The 17,629-nt window shown below is 61.8% G+C and carries 12 protein-coding genes and 1 pseudogene; 6 read left to right on the forward strand and 7 right to left on the reverse strand.

Annotated features, from left to right (window positions below; translation table 11 throughout):
* Window positions 1–35: 35 nt before the first annotated feature.
* The 4 genes from V7082_RS13740 to V7082_RS13755 form a co-directional block, all read right to left on the reverse strand.
* The gene (locus tag V7082_RS13740; RefSeq protein ID WP_334149439.1) at window positions 36–2,114 is read right to left on the reverse strand and encodes a hypothetical protein; all 2,079 of its coding nucleotides are present in this window, start codon (window positions 2,112–2,114) and stop codon (window positions 36–38) included.
* 308 nt (window positions 2,115–2,422) lie between these two features.
* Window positions 2,423–3,319: a hypothetical protein gene (locus V7082_RS13745; protein ID WP_334149441.1), complete on the reverse strand. Its 897-nt coding sequence runs from the start codon at window positions 3,317–3,319 to the stop codon at window positions 2,423–2,425.
* Between the two features lie 82 nt (window positions 3,320–3,401).
* Window positions 3,402–4,376, reverse strand: a complete 975-nt coding sequence (locus tag V7082_RS13750; protein ID WP_334149443.1) for a cytochrome c family protein — start codon at window positions 4,374–4,376, stop codon at window positions 3,402–3,404.
* A 124-nt stretch (window positions 4,377–4,500) separates the two neighbouring features.
* Window positions 4,501–5,577, reverse strand: a complete 1,077-nt coding sequence (locus V7082_RS13755) for a 2Fe-2S iron-sulfur cluster binding domain-containing protein (RefSeq protein ID WP_334149445.1) — start codon at window positions 5,575–5,577, stop codon at window positions 4,501–4,503.
* 606 nt (window positions 5,578–6,183) lie between these two features.
* Here V7082_RS13755 and V7082_RS13760 point away from each other — a divergent pair.
* The 4 genes from V7082_RS13760 to V7082_RS13775 all read left to right on the forward strand — a co-directional run bounded on the left by V7082_RS13760 (window position 6,184) and on the right by V7082_RS13775 (window position 12,185).
* Window positions 6,184–8,073 carry a multiheme c-type cytochrome gene (locus V7082_RS13760; RefSeq protein WP_334149447.1) on the forward strand — a complete coding sequence of 630 codons (1,890 nt, stop codon included), beginning with the start codon at window positions 6,184–6,186 and terminating at the stop codon, window positions 8,071–8,073.
* A 193-nt stretch (window positions 8,074–8,266) separates the two neighbouring features.
* A complete protein-coding gene (locus tag V7082_RS13765) occupies window positions 8,267–9,973 on the forward strand; it encodes a hypothetical protein (RefSeq protein ID WP_334149449.1) in 1,707 nt (568 codons plus the stop codon).
* 872 nt (window positions 9,974–10,845) lie between these two features.
* The gene (locus V7082_RS13770) at window positions 10,846–11,415 is read left to right on the forward strand and encodes a tetratricopeptide repeat protein (protein ID WP_334149451.1); all 570 of its coding nucleotides are present in this window, start codon (window positions 10,846–10,848) and stop codon (window positions 11,413–11,415) included.
* 197 nt (window positions 11,416–11,612) lie between these two features.
* Complete coding sequence (locus V7082_RS13775; RefSeq protein WP_334149453.1) at window positions 11,613–12,185, forward strand: Crp/Fnr family transcriptional regulator; 573 nt, start codon at window positions 11,613–11,615, stop codon at window positions 12,183–12,185.
* A gap of 33 nt (window positions 12,186–12,218) precedes the next feature.
* Here V7082_RS13775 and V7082_RS13780 read toward each other — a convergent pair.
* From V7082_RS13780 to V7082_RS13790, 3 genes and pseudogenes are all read right to left on the reverse strand, one after another.
* Window positions 12,219–12,320, reverse strand: a pseudogene (locus tag V7082_RS13780) (tyrosine-type recombinase/integrase); the annotation flags it as partial.
* 26 nt (window positions 12,321–12,346) lie between these two features.
* On the reverse strand, window positions 12,347–13,012 hold the full coding sequence (locus V7082_RS13785; RefSeq protein WP_334149455.1) for a response regulator transcription factor: 666 nt from the start codon (window positions 13,010–13,012) through the stop codon (window positions 12,347–12,349).
* Window positions 13,013–13,015: 3 nt separating this feature from the next.
* Window positions 13,016–14,386, reverse strand: a complete 1,371-nt coding sequence (locus V7082_RS13790) for a sensor histidine kinase (RefSeq protein ID WP_334149457.1) — start codon at window positions 14,384–14,386, stop codon at window positions 13,016–13,018.
* 501 nt (window positions 14,387–14,887) lie between these two features.
* Between V7082_RS13790 and V7082_RS13795 the strand changes: the two genes are divergently transcribed.
* Complete coding sequence (locus V7082_RS13795; protein WP_334149459.1) at window positions 14,888–15,349, forward strand: cupin domain-containing protein; 462 nt, start codon at window positions 14,888–14,890, stop codon at window positions 15,347–15,349.
* 150 nt (window positions 15,350–15,499) lie between these two features.
* Window positions 15,500–17,272: a pyrroloquinoline quinone-dependent dehydrogenase gene (locus tag V7082_RS13800; protein ID WP_334149465.1), complete on the forward strand. Its 1,773-nt coding sequence runs from the start codon at window positions 15,500–15,502 to the stop codon at window positions 17,270–17,272.
* The last annotated feature ends 357 nt before the right edge of the window (window positions 17,273–17,629 follow it).

Consider the following 17,629-nt stretch of genomic DNA (forward strand, 5'->3'; position numbering starts at 1 on the left):
GCCCGCCAGCACAATGATTTCGCTGACCTCAGACGCTATTGTGCCGGGAGTTTCGTGCTCATAATTGGCATGCTCACGCCGGTCACATGATAGTCGTGGCACAGCAGACAATCCTGGCGCGCCATGCCTCTGGTGTGACAACTCTCGCAAAGATCCTTTTTCACCGCGCCGAAGTTGGACGCGAAATCGTGCGGATCGCCCTGCTCGTAGCTCTTCAGATAGGGGCGGCCTTTTTCAAGTTCGTGGCAGGTCAGACAACCGCGATCCTTTATCAGGCCGAAATGCGGCTCATGGATGAATTTCGTGAAGCGTCCCCGTTTGCTCTCGACCGAGGGCGGGGAAAAGTTGACCACACGCCCTTTGCCCTGGATGTCGTCCACGCTGTGGCACTTCGTGCATGATCCCTGAGCGTCCTTGCCCGTGAGAACATCGAAGACTGCGGCCGCCGGGCTGGTATCCCCTTTCGAGGCTTGGGGGCCGGTCAGAAAGAGCCAGGAGTAGATGAATTTGTCCTTGTGGCCCGTGGGACGGTAGAAAATCGCGTAATCCTGCCGGTACCAGCCGCCATATTCAGCCCAGCTCTCCGGGTCCACGTCGCTCTCGATGGTGATTACGGGTGCAGCCGCTGGTTGCTCGACCGGCGCGCTTGGCTCCGCCGCAGCGTCGGCTGGCGCAGGTCCGGCGCCATCCGGCGCAGCTGTTTTTCCGGCGCCCGTGCTACGACCCTTCATCGCCCGAAGCTCCTCCTCCGTGGGAAAGAGCAGATCGTCGGATTGCTCACCTGTCTTGGCGTTCGCGGCATCGGCTTTTCCGGCCGTCGCTCCCGCCTCGACGAGACCTGCTCTCATCGGTTCAGGCAGCGCGCCGGCGGGCCTGGTGTTTGCGGTATCGGTTTCTTCAGGCTGCGCCGGTTGAGCCGTTTGCTCCTGGGACACCACACACTGACCGAGAATGCGTACGAGGCATGGCGGCGGATCGCGTTTGATTTTGCCGGTCGCTTCGCCACCCGACGCCCGTGGGTCGGGCATCTGGGCTTCCTCAAGCTCTTCCGAGCGAGACGGATCCTCCGGAGAGCCAGCTCCGGCCACACTCGATTCCGTCGTCACCGAGCTTGAACCGCCTCGTTCCTGTTCACGGATGATCGGGTGCTGATCGCTGGCGATCGGACCGTTGGCGATTTCATTGGCGAGATTGGGCAGCCACTGTTGATGGGCACTGATGACGACGTCGCGCGGGATGCTCGCGGTGAGATCGGCAACGAGGCCCGGAGCAAGTTTTGCGCCGCTGACGATATTGAGGTCGCCCAGCACGTCCGACGCCTTTCCCGAGATCAGTGCATGGACCAATCGCTTGATCTCCCAGGCGAGATCCGTCACTGCCTTGATCTGGTCGTCGCTCGCATTGGCTAGATCCTGGAGGTTCAGGCTGTCGACGGCCTTGATCAACGTACGGCCCGGCTCATTGCGGCTGATCATCACCTTCATGAAGGGTGTGAGCTCGGCTTCGGACCCGCCCGGCCACTCACCGATCGGGGCCTTCTTCTTCCTCAGTGTGTCGAGGTCGAGCCCAGGGAGCGACAGGAAGGCAATCCCTTTCGGGCCCGTGGCGCGCTCCTTGCCGATGATCTGGTCGAGATGGCAGGTGGCGCACGTTTGCTCGAATGGCGCGACAGCCATGATTCGCTTGTTGCGGCTGCTGTTGTGGCAGGTCGAACAGGTCTCGGGGATGCGCTTTGCCGGATCCTTCTGGGCCAATTCCGGGTAGTGCTTCCCGAAGTGGCCGGCATGATCGTAGATGATCCGCGTGCGCTGCTTGAACGGGTAGTTGACGAACGTCGGGTGGTTGCCGTCGAAGCTATCGAACTTCACCACGTGGCACGAGCGGCATTGCTCGCCCGAGATCTTGTTGAGGTTGAAATTGACGCCCTGATGCTCCTGATGGCAGGTCGCACAGGCGAGATCGTGTCCGACCATGTCATCGGTCGGAAAGGCCGTGCTCTGCGCGCGGGCCGATAGCGGCACGGGCGTCCGCGCGGCGATTTTGGCCAGCCGCTTGGTGCTCTGCTTCAGTGTCGCGGTGGACGCGCCGTGCGCGTTGAAGGCGGTGTCCGGCATTTTGTGACAGGCGAGACAGGCCTTGCTGTCGGCGAGCGGATCGCCGGCGACGAGGCCGTGTATCCAGCTCAACTTGCCGCTGCCGCTCTTGGTGTGGCAGGCGCTGCAATTCTCGATTGCGCCGTGCGCGCTCGCGAGCGGCCCCGGCATCAGGAACTGCATGCCCTTGGAGAGGAAGAAGGCGGCGCCCAGGCCGACGACGGTCGCGAGCGCCATCAGTGCCGCGAAACGGTCGCGCCGGGAGCCAGAGGGCGCGCGCACTTTGGCTTCCGCAGGCCAAACCGAACCGATCCGTCCCGGTCGCCACATCACCAGTTCCCCGATGAAAAGGCATAGACGACGAGGATGTGCAGCACCGTGAGTACGATCAGCCCATAGGTGATGGGCACATGCACGAACAGCCAGGCCTTGGACAGCCCGAGATAGACGCGCGCGAAATCGAGCCGATCCTTCTCGATCACCAGGCTCTTGATGCCGGCAAGCTTTTCCTGGCTCGGCTGGTCGACATAGGGAAACAGGCTGTCGATCTCGTCGGTCAGCCGCCTGAGCGGGCGCTTCGAACCGATGAGATGAGCGGTAAAATTGCGCGGCCCTTGGAAAAAGTCCCGCAGGTGGTTGGCGTAGAGGTCCAGGATCCAGGCGTCATGGGGCAATCCTGGCAGCCCCGGCAAGGCGATCTGAGCGGCGGCGGGATCCGGCTCGACGACGGCGGCGTGGACATCCCGCGCCAACTCGGCGCGGCGGGTCGGGATGCCGTCATAGCTGATGCGCTCGTCGAGCCCATGCCTGGCCTTAAGCGACCAGGCGAGATACGTGCCTAAAATGCCGCTCAGCGTCACCAGCAAGAAGCCCGCCCACAGCGCCCATTCGAAGCCGGTGTCCGGCAGAGAAAAATCCGAATGCGAGATGAAGGCGGCGATGAGCAGATAGCCGATGAAGATATGAATCTTCCGCCAACGCGCTGCGGATTTCGGTGATAGGCTGGCTGTCTTGATGGCGATGTGGAAGGAGAGCTGCAAGCTCATGCCGCCGGCCAGCACCCAGCCGTCGAGATAGCGGGGGTCGCGCAGTCCGTTGCCGTAGATCCAGACCAGCCAGAACAGTCCGCCGGATAGGGTCGCGATCAGCAGACCCTGGACCGCCTGCGAGGCGGGATCGCGTCCGCCGATCGCGCCGCCAGAAGCGCGCCTCCCGACCGATCTCACGGAAACCTCCCGAACTACCTATCGCGATGGCTGTTTTCCCCGAACAAGCCGATTGAAATCGTGTCGTCGCTGGCCGGCCGGATCATTTGTCCGGTTTTCTCGCCGTGCCTTTATATTTTTCCGGTCCGGGGATCAGGCTGTCGAGCCCCGCCATCGTGCTGCCGTCGTACTTCTCAGTGATGAGGATGAGTTGCTTCGAGACGCCGTCGGCAGCAGCCGTCAGAGAGCCATCGTTGTTGAGTTTCAGCCCGGCCGAATGGCCGAACTCGACCATCTTCGTGATTTCCGGCACGTTGGGCGCGGCTTTCGCCGCGGCCGCGAGCTCTCTGCGCGCTTCGTCGGCGCGCCTGGCCATCTCGAACGCGTAGAGCTTTCTCGCGCTGGCCTTTCCGACCGCACGTAGCGCGGTCTCAAGCTCGACGCCGAGGCCGACGAGATAGAGCATCCGCTTGCGCGCGGCGCTCGCCGGCACGTTGTCCCTGCCCTTGGAATGCCAGGTGTTGTGCCGCACCTCGCCCTGCGACCACGACACGAGCTCGAAGGCGCTGCCTGCAGGATGACCGCCTTTGTTCACGAGGTCCTCCTCAGGCACGACGTGGCAGCCGTAGCAGTTCTTCGCCAGCAGGTAGAACGAGCGTGGCCTGATCATCCCTTTGGACTCGGAGAGCTTCCAGCGCGCCGCCGCCTCGGCCTTGCTCTCGAACAGTATTGTCTTGCCGCTGAACTCGCTGTGGACCTTGACCCAGTCTTTCCCGGCGCTGTGGCAGGACTCGCAGGAGATGCCGGCAATCGGCTTTTTCTGGCTGTCTTTCTGCTGCACCGTGTAGTGGCAGGTCGCGCACAAGCTCTCCGTTCTGATGCGCCGAACGCCCATTCTTTCCGCGATCTGGTTCGCCTTGGTGTTGCGCGGCATCTCCCGGTAGGTCTTGAAATGATGCGAGCCCTTCCAGGCCTCGGTCTCCTGCTTGTGGCATTCGGCGCAGGCATTCGGACCGACGATCCTGGTCGGATCGGACTCGGACGCAACGGCGCCGCCCGTCGTAAAGCCGAAGATCATCAGCAAACCGCAGAGACAAAGCACGGAAGACCGGAGAGGGATCCTCGGTCCGAACTCGATCGAGCGAAGGCTATGCGCACCAGGAACAGTAATGACTCTTCACCCTTGCTTCGCTTCCGCCATCCTATGGGCCTGCCATCGGCTGCTCTCGCCGGTCGCGGGGGCGATCGAAAGTGAGCTCATCCGTCCGCCGGCTGGTGGGCACAGCGAGCCATCCCATCGCGCGGGCTAGAACGCCGTCCTCGCCCGTGCCCCCTGTGGTCGGCAGGAACGGATCCGCGTAGCAGGTCGCGCCGACGTGGGCCGCGATCGACTTGATTGCATCGACCATCCCCGGCGCGCCGCAGGCGTAGAGCACATCGGTCGGCAGCAGGCGCGGCAGATAGTCGGTCGGCCGGCCCCGGTTCATCCCGTTGATCGAGGTTTGCGGCCGGCTGCAGCACGGCACGACGACGACATTGGGGAAGCGGACTAGCTGCGCGAGAGCCGGGCCCATATAGAGCGACCCGAGGGTGCGGCCACCGGCGATAACCATCATCGTGCGCTCGGGGCTCTCGCGTAGCGCGGCGGCGGCAATCGACCAGATCGGCGCAAAGCCGGTGTTAGTGGCGACGAGAACCAGCCGACCGCCCAGATGGGGCCGGAAATGCGCCGAGCCATAGGGGCCGGTCAGCGTCACCCGATGTCTCGGTTTGATGCGCTTGCCGAGCAAAGGGGTGACGCGCCCGTCCTTCATGCGTCGGACATGAAACCAGACCGAGCGACCGTCCGGAGTGCTGCGCAAGGGATGCGTCATGCTGAAGGGACGGCTGGGATGGCCGCGGAAGCACACCTGCGCATACTGCCCCGCATGATAGGGAAGCGCACGGTCCGTCCTGATGCCAACTTCCATCACCTCGGGCGACAGGGATCGCAATGAGCTCAGCACGCCTTCGACGGTGCGAACGCCCGGCGGCTCGCCGCTCTCGATCATCGCGTCGCCGACGATCCGGCACTGACAGGCATGCACGACGCCGGGCTCCGAGCCTTCACCGCCCTCCACGTCGCCGGAGACCAACCGCACGCAGCAGCTGCCACAGTGGCCAGCGCGGCAGTCGTGGGGCAGATCGATGCCGTTGCTCAAAGCGGCGTCCAGTAGCAGCTCGCCGCGGCGTGCCAGGAAGCTCTTGCCATCAATGGAAATTCGGTGAGTTCTTGCCATTGCCTGATCCCGGGAGGGTTCAATTTCCCATCCACGACGCATCGGTTGCCATCACCGTCGCTACGCTTCCTAGGGCACTCCGAAACCCTGTTCTTATCGCCGGCAATAGAAAATTCTATATTGGTCAGACAATGACCATTTCATGGTTTCGATCGTAAATATGAGAAAATGAACGTCATCCAAAAAAAACAACGTGTTGCGCCCCACAGGCGAGTACAGCGTGAGGAGGCTAAGGAAACTATTTTATTCCATACGGATGAGACTATTCACAGTCCGGACAGCACGCGGTCGATCCGTTGCGATCTGGCCGGTCACTGGAAGTCAGGAGCCATCTGCTCAATTTCTCACTATCCGTACGGATAGCGCTCTCCTCCAATTACTGAGACAGATGTGGCGAGCTTGGCGACGCTTGCGTCGGAAATAACGTTTCTCGTGATAACTTTTTCTAGAAGCTCGGCCTTATGACCGCCAATTTTTCCGTTTGAATCTTTATTTCACGGCGGTGGTCGGGCGCCGTTTTCGCGGGATTTATGCAAATGGGGGATGTCACCCTGAGGCGTTCGGGGGGCACGGATAATGCATGCCTAAAATCTGAGGGGAAGGGTAATGCGTAAGGCTTCAAAGCAGTTATCCGATGTCTTGATACTCTTCTGTGCTTTTGCGATTGCCACGCTGATGTACGTAGCATTCCTTAGTCAGGATGCGATCGCCGGCTCCAGCGGAGATGCGTGGACCACAACGGTACAGCCTTCCAAGGTGGGAGCATACGACGTCGAGGGCAAAAAAGCGGCCGACAAAGCCGATGCCGTGAAGGCAGAGGACGCTGAACCCGCGAAAGCCGAGGCCAATGCCCATGGCGGCCTGCCGAGCGGCGAGGGCCTCTATCCTACAGCGGCGCAATGCGGCGAGTGCCACAAGCAGATTTACGAAGAGTGGGCATCGTCTAACCATGCCTATGCGTCGATCTCACCGATGTTTCACAAGTTCGAGCAGAAGTTCCAGGAGCTAACACAAGGCACAGTCGGCACCTTCTGCGTGCGCTGCCACCAGCAGGTCGGCACTCAGCTTGGCGAGAGCCGCGAAACGCCGCTTTGGGAGCGCGCCGCGGTGTCCCGCGAGGGCGTGACTTGCATCACCTGCCACCGGGTCAAAGAGCAGTACGGCAAGGTCAACGGCGAGCGTCGGGTCGAGCCGGGCACGATCCACGAGCCGGTCTACGGCAGCGGCGAAAAGAGCGTGATCAAAGATGTTCTCGCCGCGAAGGATAGCTACTCCGTCAAGACCAGCACCGACGGGCGCGGCAACGACATCCACGAGGGCATGATCACGAACGACCAGATCACCAAGTCAGAGTTCTGCGTCAGCTGCCACCAGGTCGCCGTCAACCTCGGGATCAAGCTGGAGGTGGTCTGGGATCAATATCGCGACAGCCCGGCACGCAAAGCTGGCGTCACGTGCCAGGACTGCCACATGGGCAAGGTCCCCGGGAAGCCCGAGGGCTATGCCACCGCGCCCTCGGCCGTAGTTGGCGGCAAGGAGATCAACCCCGGCCGCAAGCATGCCAATCACCGCTTCATCGGTCCCGGCTATTCGATCGCCCACCCCGGCATCTTCCCTCACAACACGAAGGCCCAGGCCTACGGCATCAAGGACTGGCTGGCGTTCGACTGGCGCGCCGGTTGGGGTACGACAAAGTTCGAGGACAAGGTCGCAAGCGGCAAGATCAAGGTCGACTTTCCTAAGGCCTGGGCCGATGCGCTGGACCGTGAAGAGGCCCGAGAAATCATCGAGGAGAACATCGCGAGGCTCGACGAGCGCGACAAGATCAGGAAGCAGGTCATGGAGAATGGCATGCAGATCGACGGGCCCGACATCGAGGGCGAGCCGGCGGTCGGCAGGGATCTGGCGTTTTCCTACGGGCTCAGGAACCTCAATTCAGGGCACAACCTGCCGTCCGGCTCGCTCGGCGCGCAGCCGCAGCTTTGGGTGAACGTCGCCCTCGTCGACCCCGACGGCGAGAACATCTGGGAGTCGGGCTATGTCGACAGCAACGGCGACATTGCCGACATGCACAGCCTGGACGTCGCGGCGGGGCGGATCAAGACGGACCAACAGCTGGTGCATTTCCAGACCAAGTTCCTGACCACCAACGTCAAGGGCACGGAGCGCGAGATGTACCTTCCGGTCAACTTCGACATCGACCCGCTGCCGCATCTGCGTCCGCCTCAGATCCCGACCACCGTGCTCAATCATCCGCCGCTCGTGCGCATGGAGAACCGATCGCTGCCACCGCTGGGTAAGACGCGGGCCAAATACAAGGTGCCGGGGAACCTGATCACGAAGCCGGGCAAGTATCGTCTCGCCTTCCGTATGCGGAGCCGTGCCGAGCCGATCTACTTCATGCGCTTCGTCAACTCCACCAGGGACATGGAGCAGAGCATGAACCAGCGGATGTTGGAGTTCCACGCCTCCGCAGTGGAGATCGAGGTGAAGTGAAGGGGTAGCGCCGAAGATCCAAAGATTCGCACCGGGCGTTGCGCACGGGGGAAAGACGCGGGCGCGCCCCTCAGGTTTGAGCCACGACGTGGAGGGAGCGTTGGTACACATAACTTCGAGCGTAATGTGTAACGAGACTTGTATCGGCAGCTTTCGGTATCGTGCAACGACAACGATTGCCACGACCGCGTTGATGGCCGGTGCTTGTCTCATGATGTCCTGCGGACCTGCGGCAAGCGAAAGCAGCGGTGAGACCGGAAAGGACGGCTGGTCGACCGAGGTGGTGCCCGGCGCACCTTGGGGCGATGCCACCGAAGTCCGCGTCAATGCGACGTACGCCGATCCACAATACGTCGGCGCGTATTCCAAGCCCGATAAGGACGGCGCGTTGACCCAAGCGAAAGGCCGGAGCACCTGGGTCGATCCCGCGGAAGACCAAGCCGATACGCAGAAGAAGCCCACCCGCAAAGCCGCAAAGGACGCGGCAAAGGCGGAGTCCGCCGACAAGGCCGCAAAGGTTGCCGCAGGCAGCAGCGAGCACCGCAAGGACGCTCTTTTCCGACCCGACCCGCAATATGACGAGGGCTACGATAGCCAGGGCAGCATCGACATCTACGGCGCCAAGACCGCGGTCGAGCCGCCGCGCCCGCTCGTCGAGATCGGTCGCCAGCAATACACCTCCGGCTTCTACGACAAGAGCAGCACCCTGCTCGGCGAAAAGAACCCGCTGCTCCCGGGCCTCTCCATCTACGGCGACTGGCGAACGGCGGTGGCCTACAACAACAACAACGGCAAGGATATCGCCCAGATCGCGACGCGGTTGAACCTCGACATCGACTTCAAGATCACTGGTACCGAGCGCATACACGCCTTCTTCACGCCGATTCAAGACGGCGCTACAAAATTCACCCGCTACGAGTTCGGCGGCGGCGGCGCGAACAACAGGTTCAACGACGAGTACGACTTCGAGCCGCAGACGCTGTTCTTCGAGGGTGACGCCGGCTCCCTCTATTCCGGGTTCACCGGCAACGAAGCCGGTTTCGACCTGCCCTTCACCGTCGGTCTCTTTCCGCTGTTCCTGCAGAACGGGATCTGGGCGAACGACGCGATCCTTGGCGGCGCGGTGAGCCTCCCGGCGAAGAACTCGGCAGCGCTCGGCCTTGCCAACTTCGACGTCACCTTCTTCGCCGCGTTTGACAACGTCGACAACGTGGGAACCATCGGAGCGGACAGCCACGTCGCCAACCTCTATGGCGTAACCGCCTTCATCGACGCCTTCGACGGCTATATCGAAACAGGCTACGCCCTGGTGGATGGCTACGACGAGCGCGACGGTCTTCTGGTGCACTTCCTGACCGGTGCCTACACCCGGCGCTATTACAACGCCGTGTCGAACTCCACACGCGTGTTCGCGAACTTCGGGGACGACCCTGACGGGGACAGCGACGGCCTTGCCATCATCTCGGAGAACAGCCTGATCACGGGCTTGCCCAGCACGCTGCTCCCCTATGCCAACTTCTTCGTCGGCTTCGGCAACCCGCAGCCGCTCGTCGACGGCAACGGCGCCGGCATCCTGAAGAACGTCGGAATCAACTTCGAGACCGACGCGCTCACCGGCTACCCGAAGCTCGACGACACCGGGTCCGACGCCTTCGGCGGCGCGATCGGCTTGCAGTATCTCTTCGATCTGGACCAGCAGCTCGTCTTCGAGGTGGCCATGGTGCAGCCCTTTGCGAATGACGGCATCGGCGCCCAGGACCCGCAGTACGGCTTCGGTGTCCGCTATCAGATCCCGATCGACCGGGCCTGGCTGTTCCGCGCCGATGCGACCTATCAGATCCTCGAGGGCGAAGAGGAAGACAACTTCGGCATCCGCGCCGAGGTCCGCAGGAAGTTCTGACCGATGCGAGGTCCTCTCATGCTTAGTCGGAATTCGTTCGCATCCATCCTGATGGCCAGCGTGCTGGCAGTCAGTTTTCTCGGCGTTCGGCCAGGGCCTGATGCCGCATCGGCCGGGCAGTCCGTTAAAAAGTCCGGCGAGGGCGCCAGGAGCTATGTGCTCGAGGGCAAGCGGCGTGGCCAACACCGCGCCCGCGGCCCGCGCATTCTTCTGCCGATAGGCCCAAGCTATACGTACTATGACTATCCCTACTATTACAGCCGCGGCCACTATCCGAGGCATATAGGTGGCTACGTCTATTATGTCCCGACATCCCGCGGCCGATGCTCCGATTGGAAACGGAGATGCATCGCCAAAGGGAGCTATCATCGAGGTCGTGCATCTTCCCGTGGTCAGAGGGGGGCTTGCAGATGCTTTTGACACTCCTCGGCTGGCTTCTCATCGTCTCTTCGCTCGCGATATCGGCGATGCTCATCTTCCAGTTTCGCTCGAGCGAAGCGCGAGGCGAGCCGCTTGACATCGGAACCTGCAAGGCCCGTCTCGAGGACATCGAGGCCTTTCGCAAGCTGGGCAAGATCAATGAGGCGGAAGCGGACGCGGAGAAGCTTGCCGTCCTGTCTCGCCTGTGGTTCCCAGGCCGGGTTCTCGGCCCGGGTCTTCGAGGTTCCGCTCGGACATTGATTTTACCTGCCGTTGTCTTTTTCCTCGTTGCATGTGTGGGCGCAGCGATCTCCTATGTGAGCGCTCCTCTCGAGGTCGCCGGTTCAGGGAGCATGAGTTCATCGTCGCGGCCGGAATCCGGGTCGGATGACGAAATGCTTGCACGACTCGAGGACTACACGCGTTCCATTGCGACCGAAGAGCCCGCCTCCATGGCGGCAGCCGGCAAGTTGCTGCCCGATGTGAATACGATGATCGAGCGGCTGGCAGCTCGGCTCGAGGCCACGCCCAACAACGTTCAGGGCTGGCGGATGCTCGGTTGGTCCTACTTCAACACGGAGCACTTTGAACAGGCCGCGACCGCCTACGCGAGGGCGCTGGCGCTTGATCCAAATTCCGCCGAACTCAAGCTCGCATACGAGGAGGCCAAGACAAAGGCTTCCAAGAGCGACAACTCAGCAGCCTCTTCTGTGCAAACCGGAGCCGTCGACCAGGGCGGTGACGGACTTGCCGTGGGGATAATCAAGAAAGCCCATGCGACGCGCCCGGACGGGCGTGACGCTGAAATCCGATCGATGGTCGACGGCCTCGCAGATCGCCTGGAAAGTTCTCCGCGAGACCTCGAGGGTTGGACGCGCCTCATGCGCTCTCGCGTTGCGCTTGGCGAGAGGGCGGTCGCGGCAGCCGCGTTCCACAACGCGCTTGAGGTCTTCAAGGACGACGCTGCAGCATCCGGAAAAATTATCGCCGCGGCGATCGAGCTCGACCTGCAGGCCGAATGACGCCCCGGATGACGTGTAGGAAGAGTGCTTTCTCCAGCAGCTCAAGACACTCCATTTTTGCTCGGACATGGTCGGTGGCGAAAAATTCGTCGCCGACTTTGGACTCCGGCGTGTCAAATACGCGATCTATTCGTCTCAGGTCACCCGGATCCAACATGACGATTGGGGGCTGCGATACTAACCTGCTAAGGTGAAGCATGGCAGATCACGATCCAGCTCCGGAGTGCGCCATGCAAGAAGCACGGATCGACCTTCTACAGCGCATGCCCATCTTTGGCGGCATTCGCACAGAGACCATCCAATTCCTACTCACTTTGTGTCCGATCGTTGCGGTCCCCATGAATGAGTTCTTTTTCCGCGAGCTCGATCAGGGCGATTCAATGTTCGTCCTTGAAAAGGGCAGGGCCGCCGTCTTGAAAGCCTGGCGCGGACAAGACCACCTCCTGCATACCCTGGAGCAGGGCGACTGCTTCGGAGAGATGGCTGTAATGGACCACTGTCCACGCAGCGCCTCCGTGCGTGCCGTCGACGATTGCGTCGCGATCTGCATTTCAGCCGCCAACCTTTACCGGGTGTACGCGCAGGACCTTAAGCAATTTGCGCTGATACAGATGAACATGGGCCGGGAAGTCAGTCGACGGCTCCGAGAGGCAGACAATCGGCTGTTCGACGCCAGGATGGATGCCTACCTTCCGGACATCGAACCATCATGCAATCCCGTCCACGACGCCTCGGGTGAGGTCCTCAGGCATTGGACCTTCAAATGCTAGCTCTATCCAAAGGAGCATGTTGTGAGAACAAAACAGAAGCTGCACGGCTCGGAGGTTGCCGGTGCGGCGATAGGTCAGCACCGCCTTCGTGCGCCGCAACGAGTGGGCGCCGAACTTGGCCGGATCGAGCCCGATGAGCCGAGCTTAAGAAACCCGTCGATCTAGAACTCTTCACCCGTGTCGGTTTCCCTAAGTGGCTCCACGAGCCCTTGCCGCATGCAGAAATAGACCAACTCGATATCGGACCGGACGCCGAGTTTGGATTTAATCTCGCTATGGTAGTTCGCCACGGTCCTGGGGCTGAGGTTGAAGGCCGCTGCGACTTCATCCGTCGATTTGGCGTCCAGTATCATGCGAAGGACCTCGAATTCCCGCGGTGAAAGCCGATCCAAGGTCGTTGCATCATCACAGAGCCTGCTTGTGGCTATCGCTTGGCTGATCTCGGCACAGAGTGCCGGCCGCCCTGCACCAACGCTGCGGATTGCGCTCACCAGGACCTCGGGTGGACTGCTCTTCGTGACATAGCCGCGCGCGCCCGCACGAAACGCCTGCTGAGCATAGGTCGCGCTCGCGTGCATCGTGAAGACGAGAATGCGGGCGCTGGAATCCAGTTGGCGGATCTGTCGGACGAGGTCTATGCCTCCACGTCCCGGCATGGAGATGTCGACGATAACGACGTCGGGTCTGGACTTCTTGAACGCTTCATAGCCCGATGCCGCGCCATCGGCCTCGGCGACGACCTCGATGCCGGCGTGCTTTTCGATCAGCCTGCGATAGCCCTCACGGACAACGGCATGATCATCAATCAGCAGGATGCGGATGCCCACCGTTCAAACCCTCTGCTGTGAGGCGGGGAACTCCACCTGGAGCCCAAACCCTCCGCTCGCGAGTGGTCCTGCGGCAAACTTCCCGCTCAGCGCGACAACGCGCTCGCGCATTCCGATCAGGCCCGCCCCGCCAAGGATCGGAAGCGTGCTAGCGCCGGATGGGCCGGATCCGTCATCGACGACCGAGAGCCGAATCTGCTCCTGCTCCCTCTCGATCGACTGAGTCAGAGAAACCCTGACATGGCGCGCGTTTGCGTGCTTGGATGCGTTGGTCAGCGCTTCCTGCACAATCCTGTAGACATGTGCGCTGGTGTCAGCCCGGAGCTGTTCCACATCTCCAGCCATTTCGATGGAATACGTCGTGCGCCCACGCGCGCCTTCATTGTGCTGCTCGATGAGAGCCTTCAGGCTCTGAGCCAACCCCAGATCGTCGATTTCCTGCGGGCGAAGATGCGTCAGCGTTCGACGGAGCGAGATCATCAAGCTGGACGCCATTTTTTCCAGCTCCCTGGTGTCGTCGACGAGCATCGGCGCTTCGGTCTGAGCGCATCTGCGGATGCAGGCTGCATGGGCATTCAGCGCCGCGAGCCTCTGGGCGATCTCGTCATGCAGCTCGCGGGCGATGTGGCGCCGTTCCTGCTCTTGCATGTCGACAAGGCGACGCGCCAGCTTGGTGCGCTCGGTCGTGGCCTCCTCGAGTTCTTCGGAGACGGCATTGAAAACTTCACTGATACGATTGAGTTCGGTCAGGCGGAAAGCCGGAAGACGGTAGGCCAGGTCGCCGCGTGCCATGCGATTGAGACCCGTAAGAATGTCCTTCGCCGGACGGAGGGCGCGGTCGACGACAATATAGGTGACGAGGCAGAGCGCTACGACGAAGACGGCCGTTAGACCAAGTAGGGGCGCCAAAGTGATCCAAGCCTGTCCGGCCGTGGCAACGGGATCGAATGTTGCCACAATGGTCCCTTGCTCCGCACCCCGATAATGGAGGTCCCGGCTCGCTGTGAGATGAGGATTTATGAGTCGTCGGTACGCCTCTAAGAACCATTGCGGCGTTCGGGTCGATTGAGCATCAGATCCGGCGCAGCTCGCGCGATTTCGCCCTGCATCGGTTCCACGGAACTCAATGCATTGTCCAGGCTGCAGAGCGTGGCTGGAAACAAGGTCCCAGTCCGGAAATCGCTTCGGGACGTCCGTCGATCTGTCGATGCGAGAGAGCTGCAGATCGAGCTGGCGACCGGCGAGCTCCACCAGATCCACATTTTGTCGCTTTGCGTTGCTTGCCGTTATGTAAAGCGCAAGCCCTGAACCGGCAAGGAAGCACGCAAGCGCCACCGAGGTCATCCGCCTCACCAGAAGCCATTTCAGATCCATGACGACGCCTCGCCGCTCACATTTCTGTTCAGGCTAGAGGGCGCGGTCGGGGCTGTGAAGTGCTGCGACCCAAGCTCATGAAAATTTCACAAGCCTCCTCGGGCAAACCGCACTGGTCGCCAGGTCGGAGCCTTCCTAGGCTCGCATGAAACGTTGGTTGCTGGGGCCTACGAAAGTGGAACGGCTTGATGGGGGCGCATTTAGGCAAGCTCTGGCGCGAACCGCCCGAGCCATCGTGTCCCGCTGGAGGGAGGCCCTGCTGTTCGCCGCCGTGGCGGGCGCGGTGGCGACCTCCGTGGCTATCAGTGGGGTTCGGCTCGAGACGCTCTACCTGGAGAGACTTTACCAGACGGCGAACGAGCGAAGCCAAAGTCTTTTGAGCCGAGCAGAAGGCCCGCCCGATGTCCTGGCAAGCCGCTGCTCAGGGCAGCCTGAAAACGCCGTTGATGGCCAGGGACCGACGTTCTCGACACTTGACGTCATAGGAGAAGGGAAACGCCAATGAGACTAGCTTTGATTGCTGCTGCGATGATCGCGCTGACGAGCGCCGCCCTCGCACACGATGCCCAGGAGGCCAGGGAGCTGACGCCGGCCGACATCAAATTTGAGGACAACCCGGCGTTTCCCAAGGGCGCCCAGTCCATGCTCATTCACGGCGATCCGGCGAAGCCCGAGTTTTTCATCATCCGCCTCAAATTCCCTCCTCACTATATCGTGCCAGCGCACACGCATCCGGCACTTGAATCCGTAACCGTCCTGACCGGTTCCATGGGGAGCGGCATGGGCGAGAAGGTGGATACTTCAAAAGGCAAGATGCTCGGCGCGGGATCATTGCTCATTCTACCTGCAGATCATCCGCACTACGTTTGGACGGAGGATGAGGAGACGATCATACAGGTGGCCGCCACAGGTCCGTTCGATATCATCTACGTCAATCCGGAAGAAGATCCGCGAAAGAAATAGATCCGCGCTGAGCCGGCAGCTTGCGCTCAAGGCGAGAAGGCCCGCCACCACGTGATGGCGGGCCTGCATCGCCGGCTCCGCAATGCGACCGATCGGGATAGGGTGGTGATCATGCATATGTCATTAAGGTTGGGGCTTCTCTTGACGGTCGTGCTTCCGCTCTTTTCCGAGGCTCCGGCGGCGCGTGCGGAGGACATCGGCGATGACCGCCTGAAATCAGCCGCAGAGAGCCGGGGCGACTGGCTTCTCTATGGGCGCGACTACGGCCAGCAGCGCTTCTCGCCGCTCGATCAGGTCAATGCCGGGACCGTGAAGCGCCTCGTTCCGAAATGGATCTATCAAACCGGCAGCGCTGCGACGTTTCAGACATCACCGCTGATCGCCGGCGGCGTCATGTACCTGACGACGCCCTATTCCCATGTTGTCGCGCTGGACGCCCAGACCGGCCGTGAAAAATGGCGCTACGAACACAAGCGCGCGTCCGAAAAGATATGCTGCGGACCGGCCAACCGCGGCGCGGCGCTCGGCTACGGCAAGGTCTATGTCGCGACCGTCGACGCTCACCTCGTCGCGCTCGACCAGGTGACGGGGAAGCCGGTCTGGGACATCGCACTGGCCGACCAGGGCTTGGGTGCGACCGAGGACAAGAAAGCGCTGGCGGCCGGCGACCCGCTGCAAAGCCGGAACGTTACGGGATCGACCGGCGTCGGTGCGGTCATTGCGCCGCTCGTCTACGACGGCAAGATTATCATCGGCATCACGGGCGTCGGCTACGGACTGCATCTCGACAGCCCGCGGTCGGGCGCGCCACTCGGCGCGGTGGTCGGCGTATCGGGACGCTACGGCCGTCCCGGCTTTCTGGCCGCGTATGACGCCGAAACAGGAAAGAAGATCTGGCAATTCGACACGACGCAGGAAGGCTGGGAGGGCAGCTTCCGAACGGAAACGCCGGACGGCGTTCCCCTCCACCGCGATGTCGCAGCAGAGAAGGCAAGCCTTGCCACGTATCCCGATGCTTGGCGGTACGGCGGCGGATCGATCTGGCACACCCCCGCCATCGATACGGCCACCGGCATCCTCTATTTCGGCGTCGGCAATCCGTCGCCTCAGGCCGCCGACAGCACGCGGCCCGGCGACAATCTCTACACCGTCTCCCTCGTCGCGCTCGAGGCCGCGACCGGCAGGCCGGTCTGGCATTTCCAGCAGGTGCCGCACGACATGTGGGGTTACGACGTCGCGAGCCCGCCGACCCTTTTCGATCTCGACGTGGACGGCAAAACGGTCCCGGCCGTGGGAGAGGCGAGCAAGCTCGGCTGGTACTACGTACACGATCGCCGCAGCGGCGCGCTGCTGTTCAAGTCCCAGGCCTTCGTTCCGCAGGACAACCTGTTTGCGACGCCAACGCCGGAGGGCGTCCGTATCACGCCCGGCCCTGCCGGCGGCTCCAACTGGTCGCCTGCTTCGCTCGATGCTGCGCGTGGCGTCGTCTACGTCGCCGGCATGCATATTCCGATGATCTTCCGGACGGCGGAGTTGCCCGCGCAGGGAGACAAACCCGCTGTTCCCTACTCCATCATCGAGCCGTCACATGAGGACAACTGGGGAACGCTGACGGCACTCGACCTCAAGGACAAGGGCCGCATCGCATGGCAAACCAGAACGGACCAGCCGCTCATCGGCGGCGTGCTGGCGACGGCGGGCGGCCTCGTTTTCACCGGCGAAGGCAGCGGAGCGTTTTCGGCATTCGACGCAAACACCGGCGCGAAGGTATGGAGCTTCAACTGCGGCGCGGGCGTCAACGCACCGCCGGTGAGCTACGAGATAGACGGCAAGCAATATATCGCTGTGGCAGCCGGCGGCAGCCAGATTTGGGGCTTCCGTCAGGGCGGTGCCGTCGTCGTGTTCGGTCTTATGCAAGACTAGAGGCATGGAGACCCCAAAGAGGCATCCGGCCTTTTTCCGGCGCGAGCCAGAATCCGTGCGAATTGCCAAGGGATCGTCGGATAATTCGCCATTGCGATAGTAGCGCTCAAAATTTGGATCCATCACTTGGAACGCAAAAGAATAATGAGAGCAATCGTGCTCGTTATAGGCTTGCTATGTGCCTCTACATCAGCAGGTGCAGAAGATATGGCAACGCGCGATGTCGTTGCCCGTCTCTTTGCAGCCACGACGCAGAACCCGGCAGATCTGTCTGGAGAAAATCTCGCGAACCTTGATTTGGCGGTGATGTGACCCCCTTCTTTTATCCGGGGGCAACTGGAATCCGGTCGTCATTGA

The sequence above is a fragment of the Hyphomicrobium sp. genome (assembly GCF_036833075.1).
Taxonomy (GTDB): Bacteria; Pseudomonadota; Alphaproteobacteria; order Rhizobiales; family Hyphomicrobiaceae; genus Hyphomicrobium_C.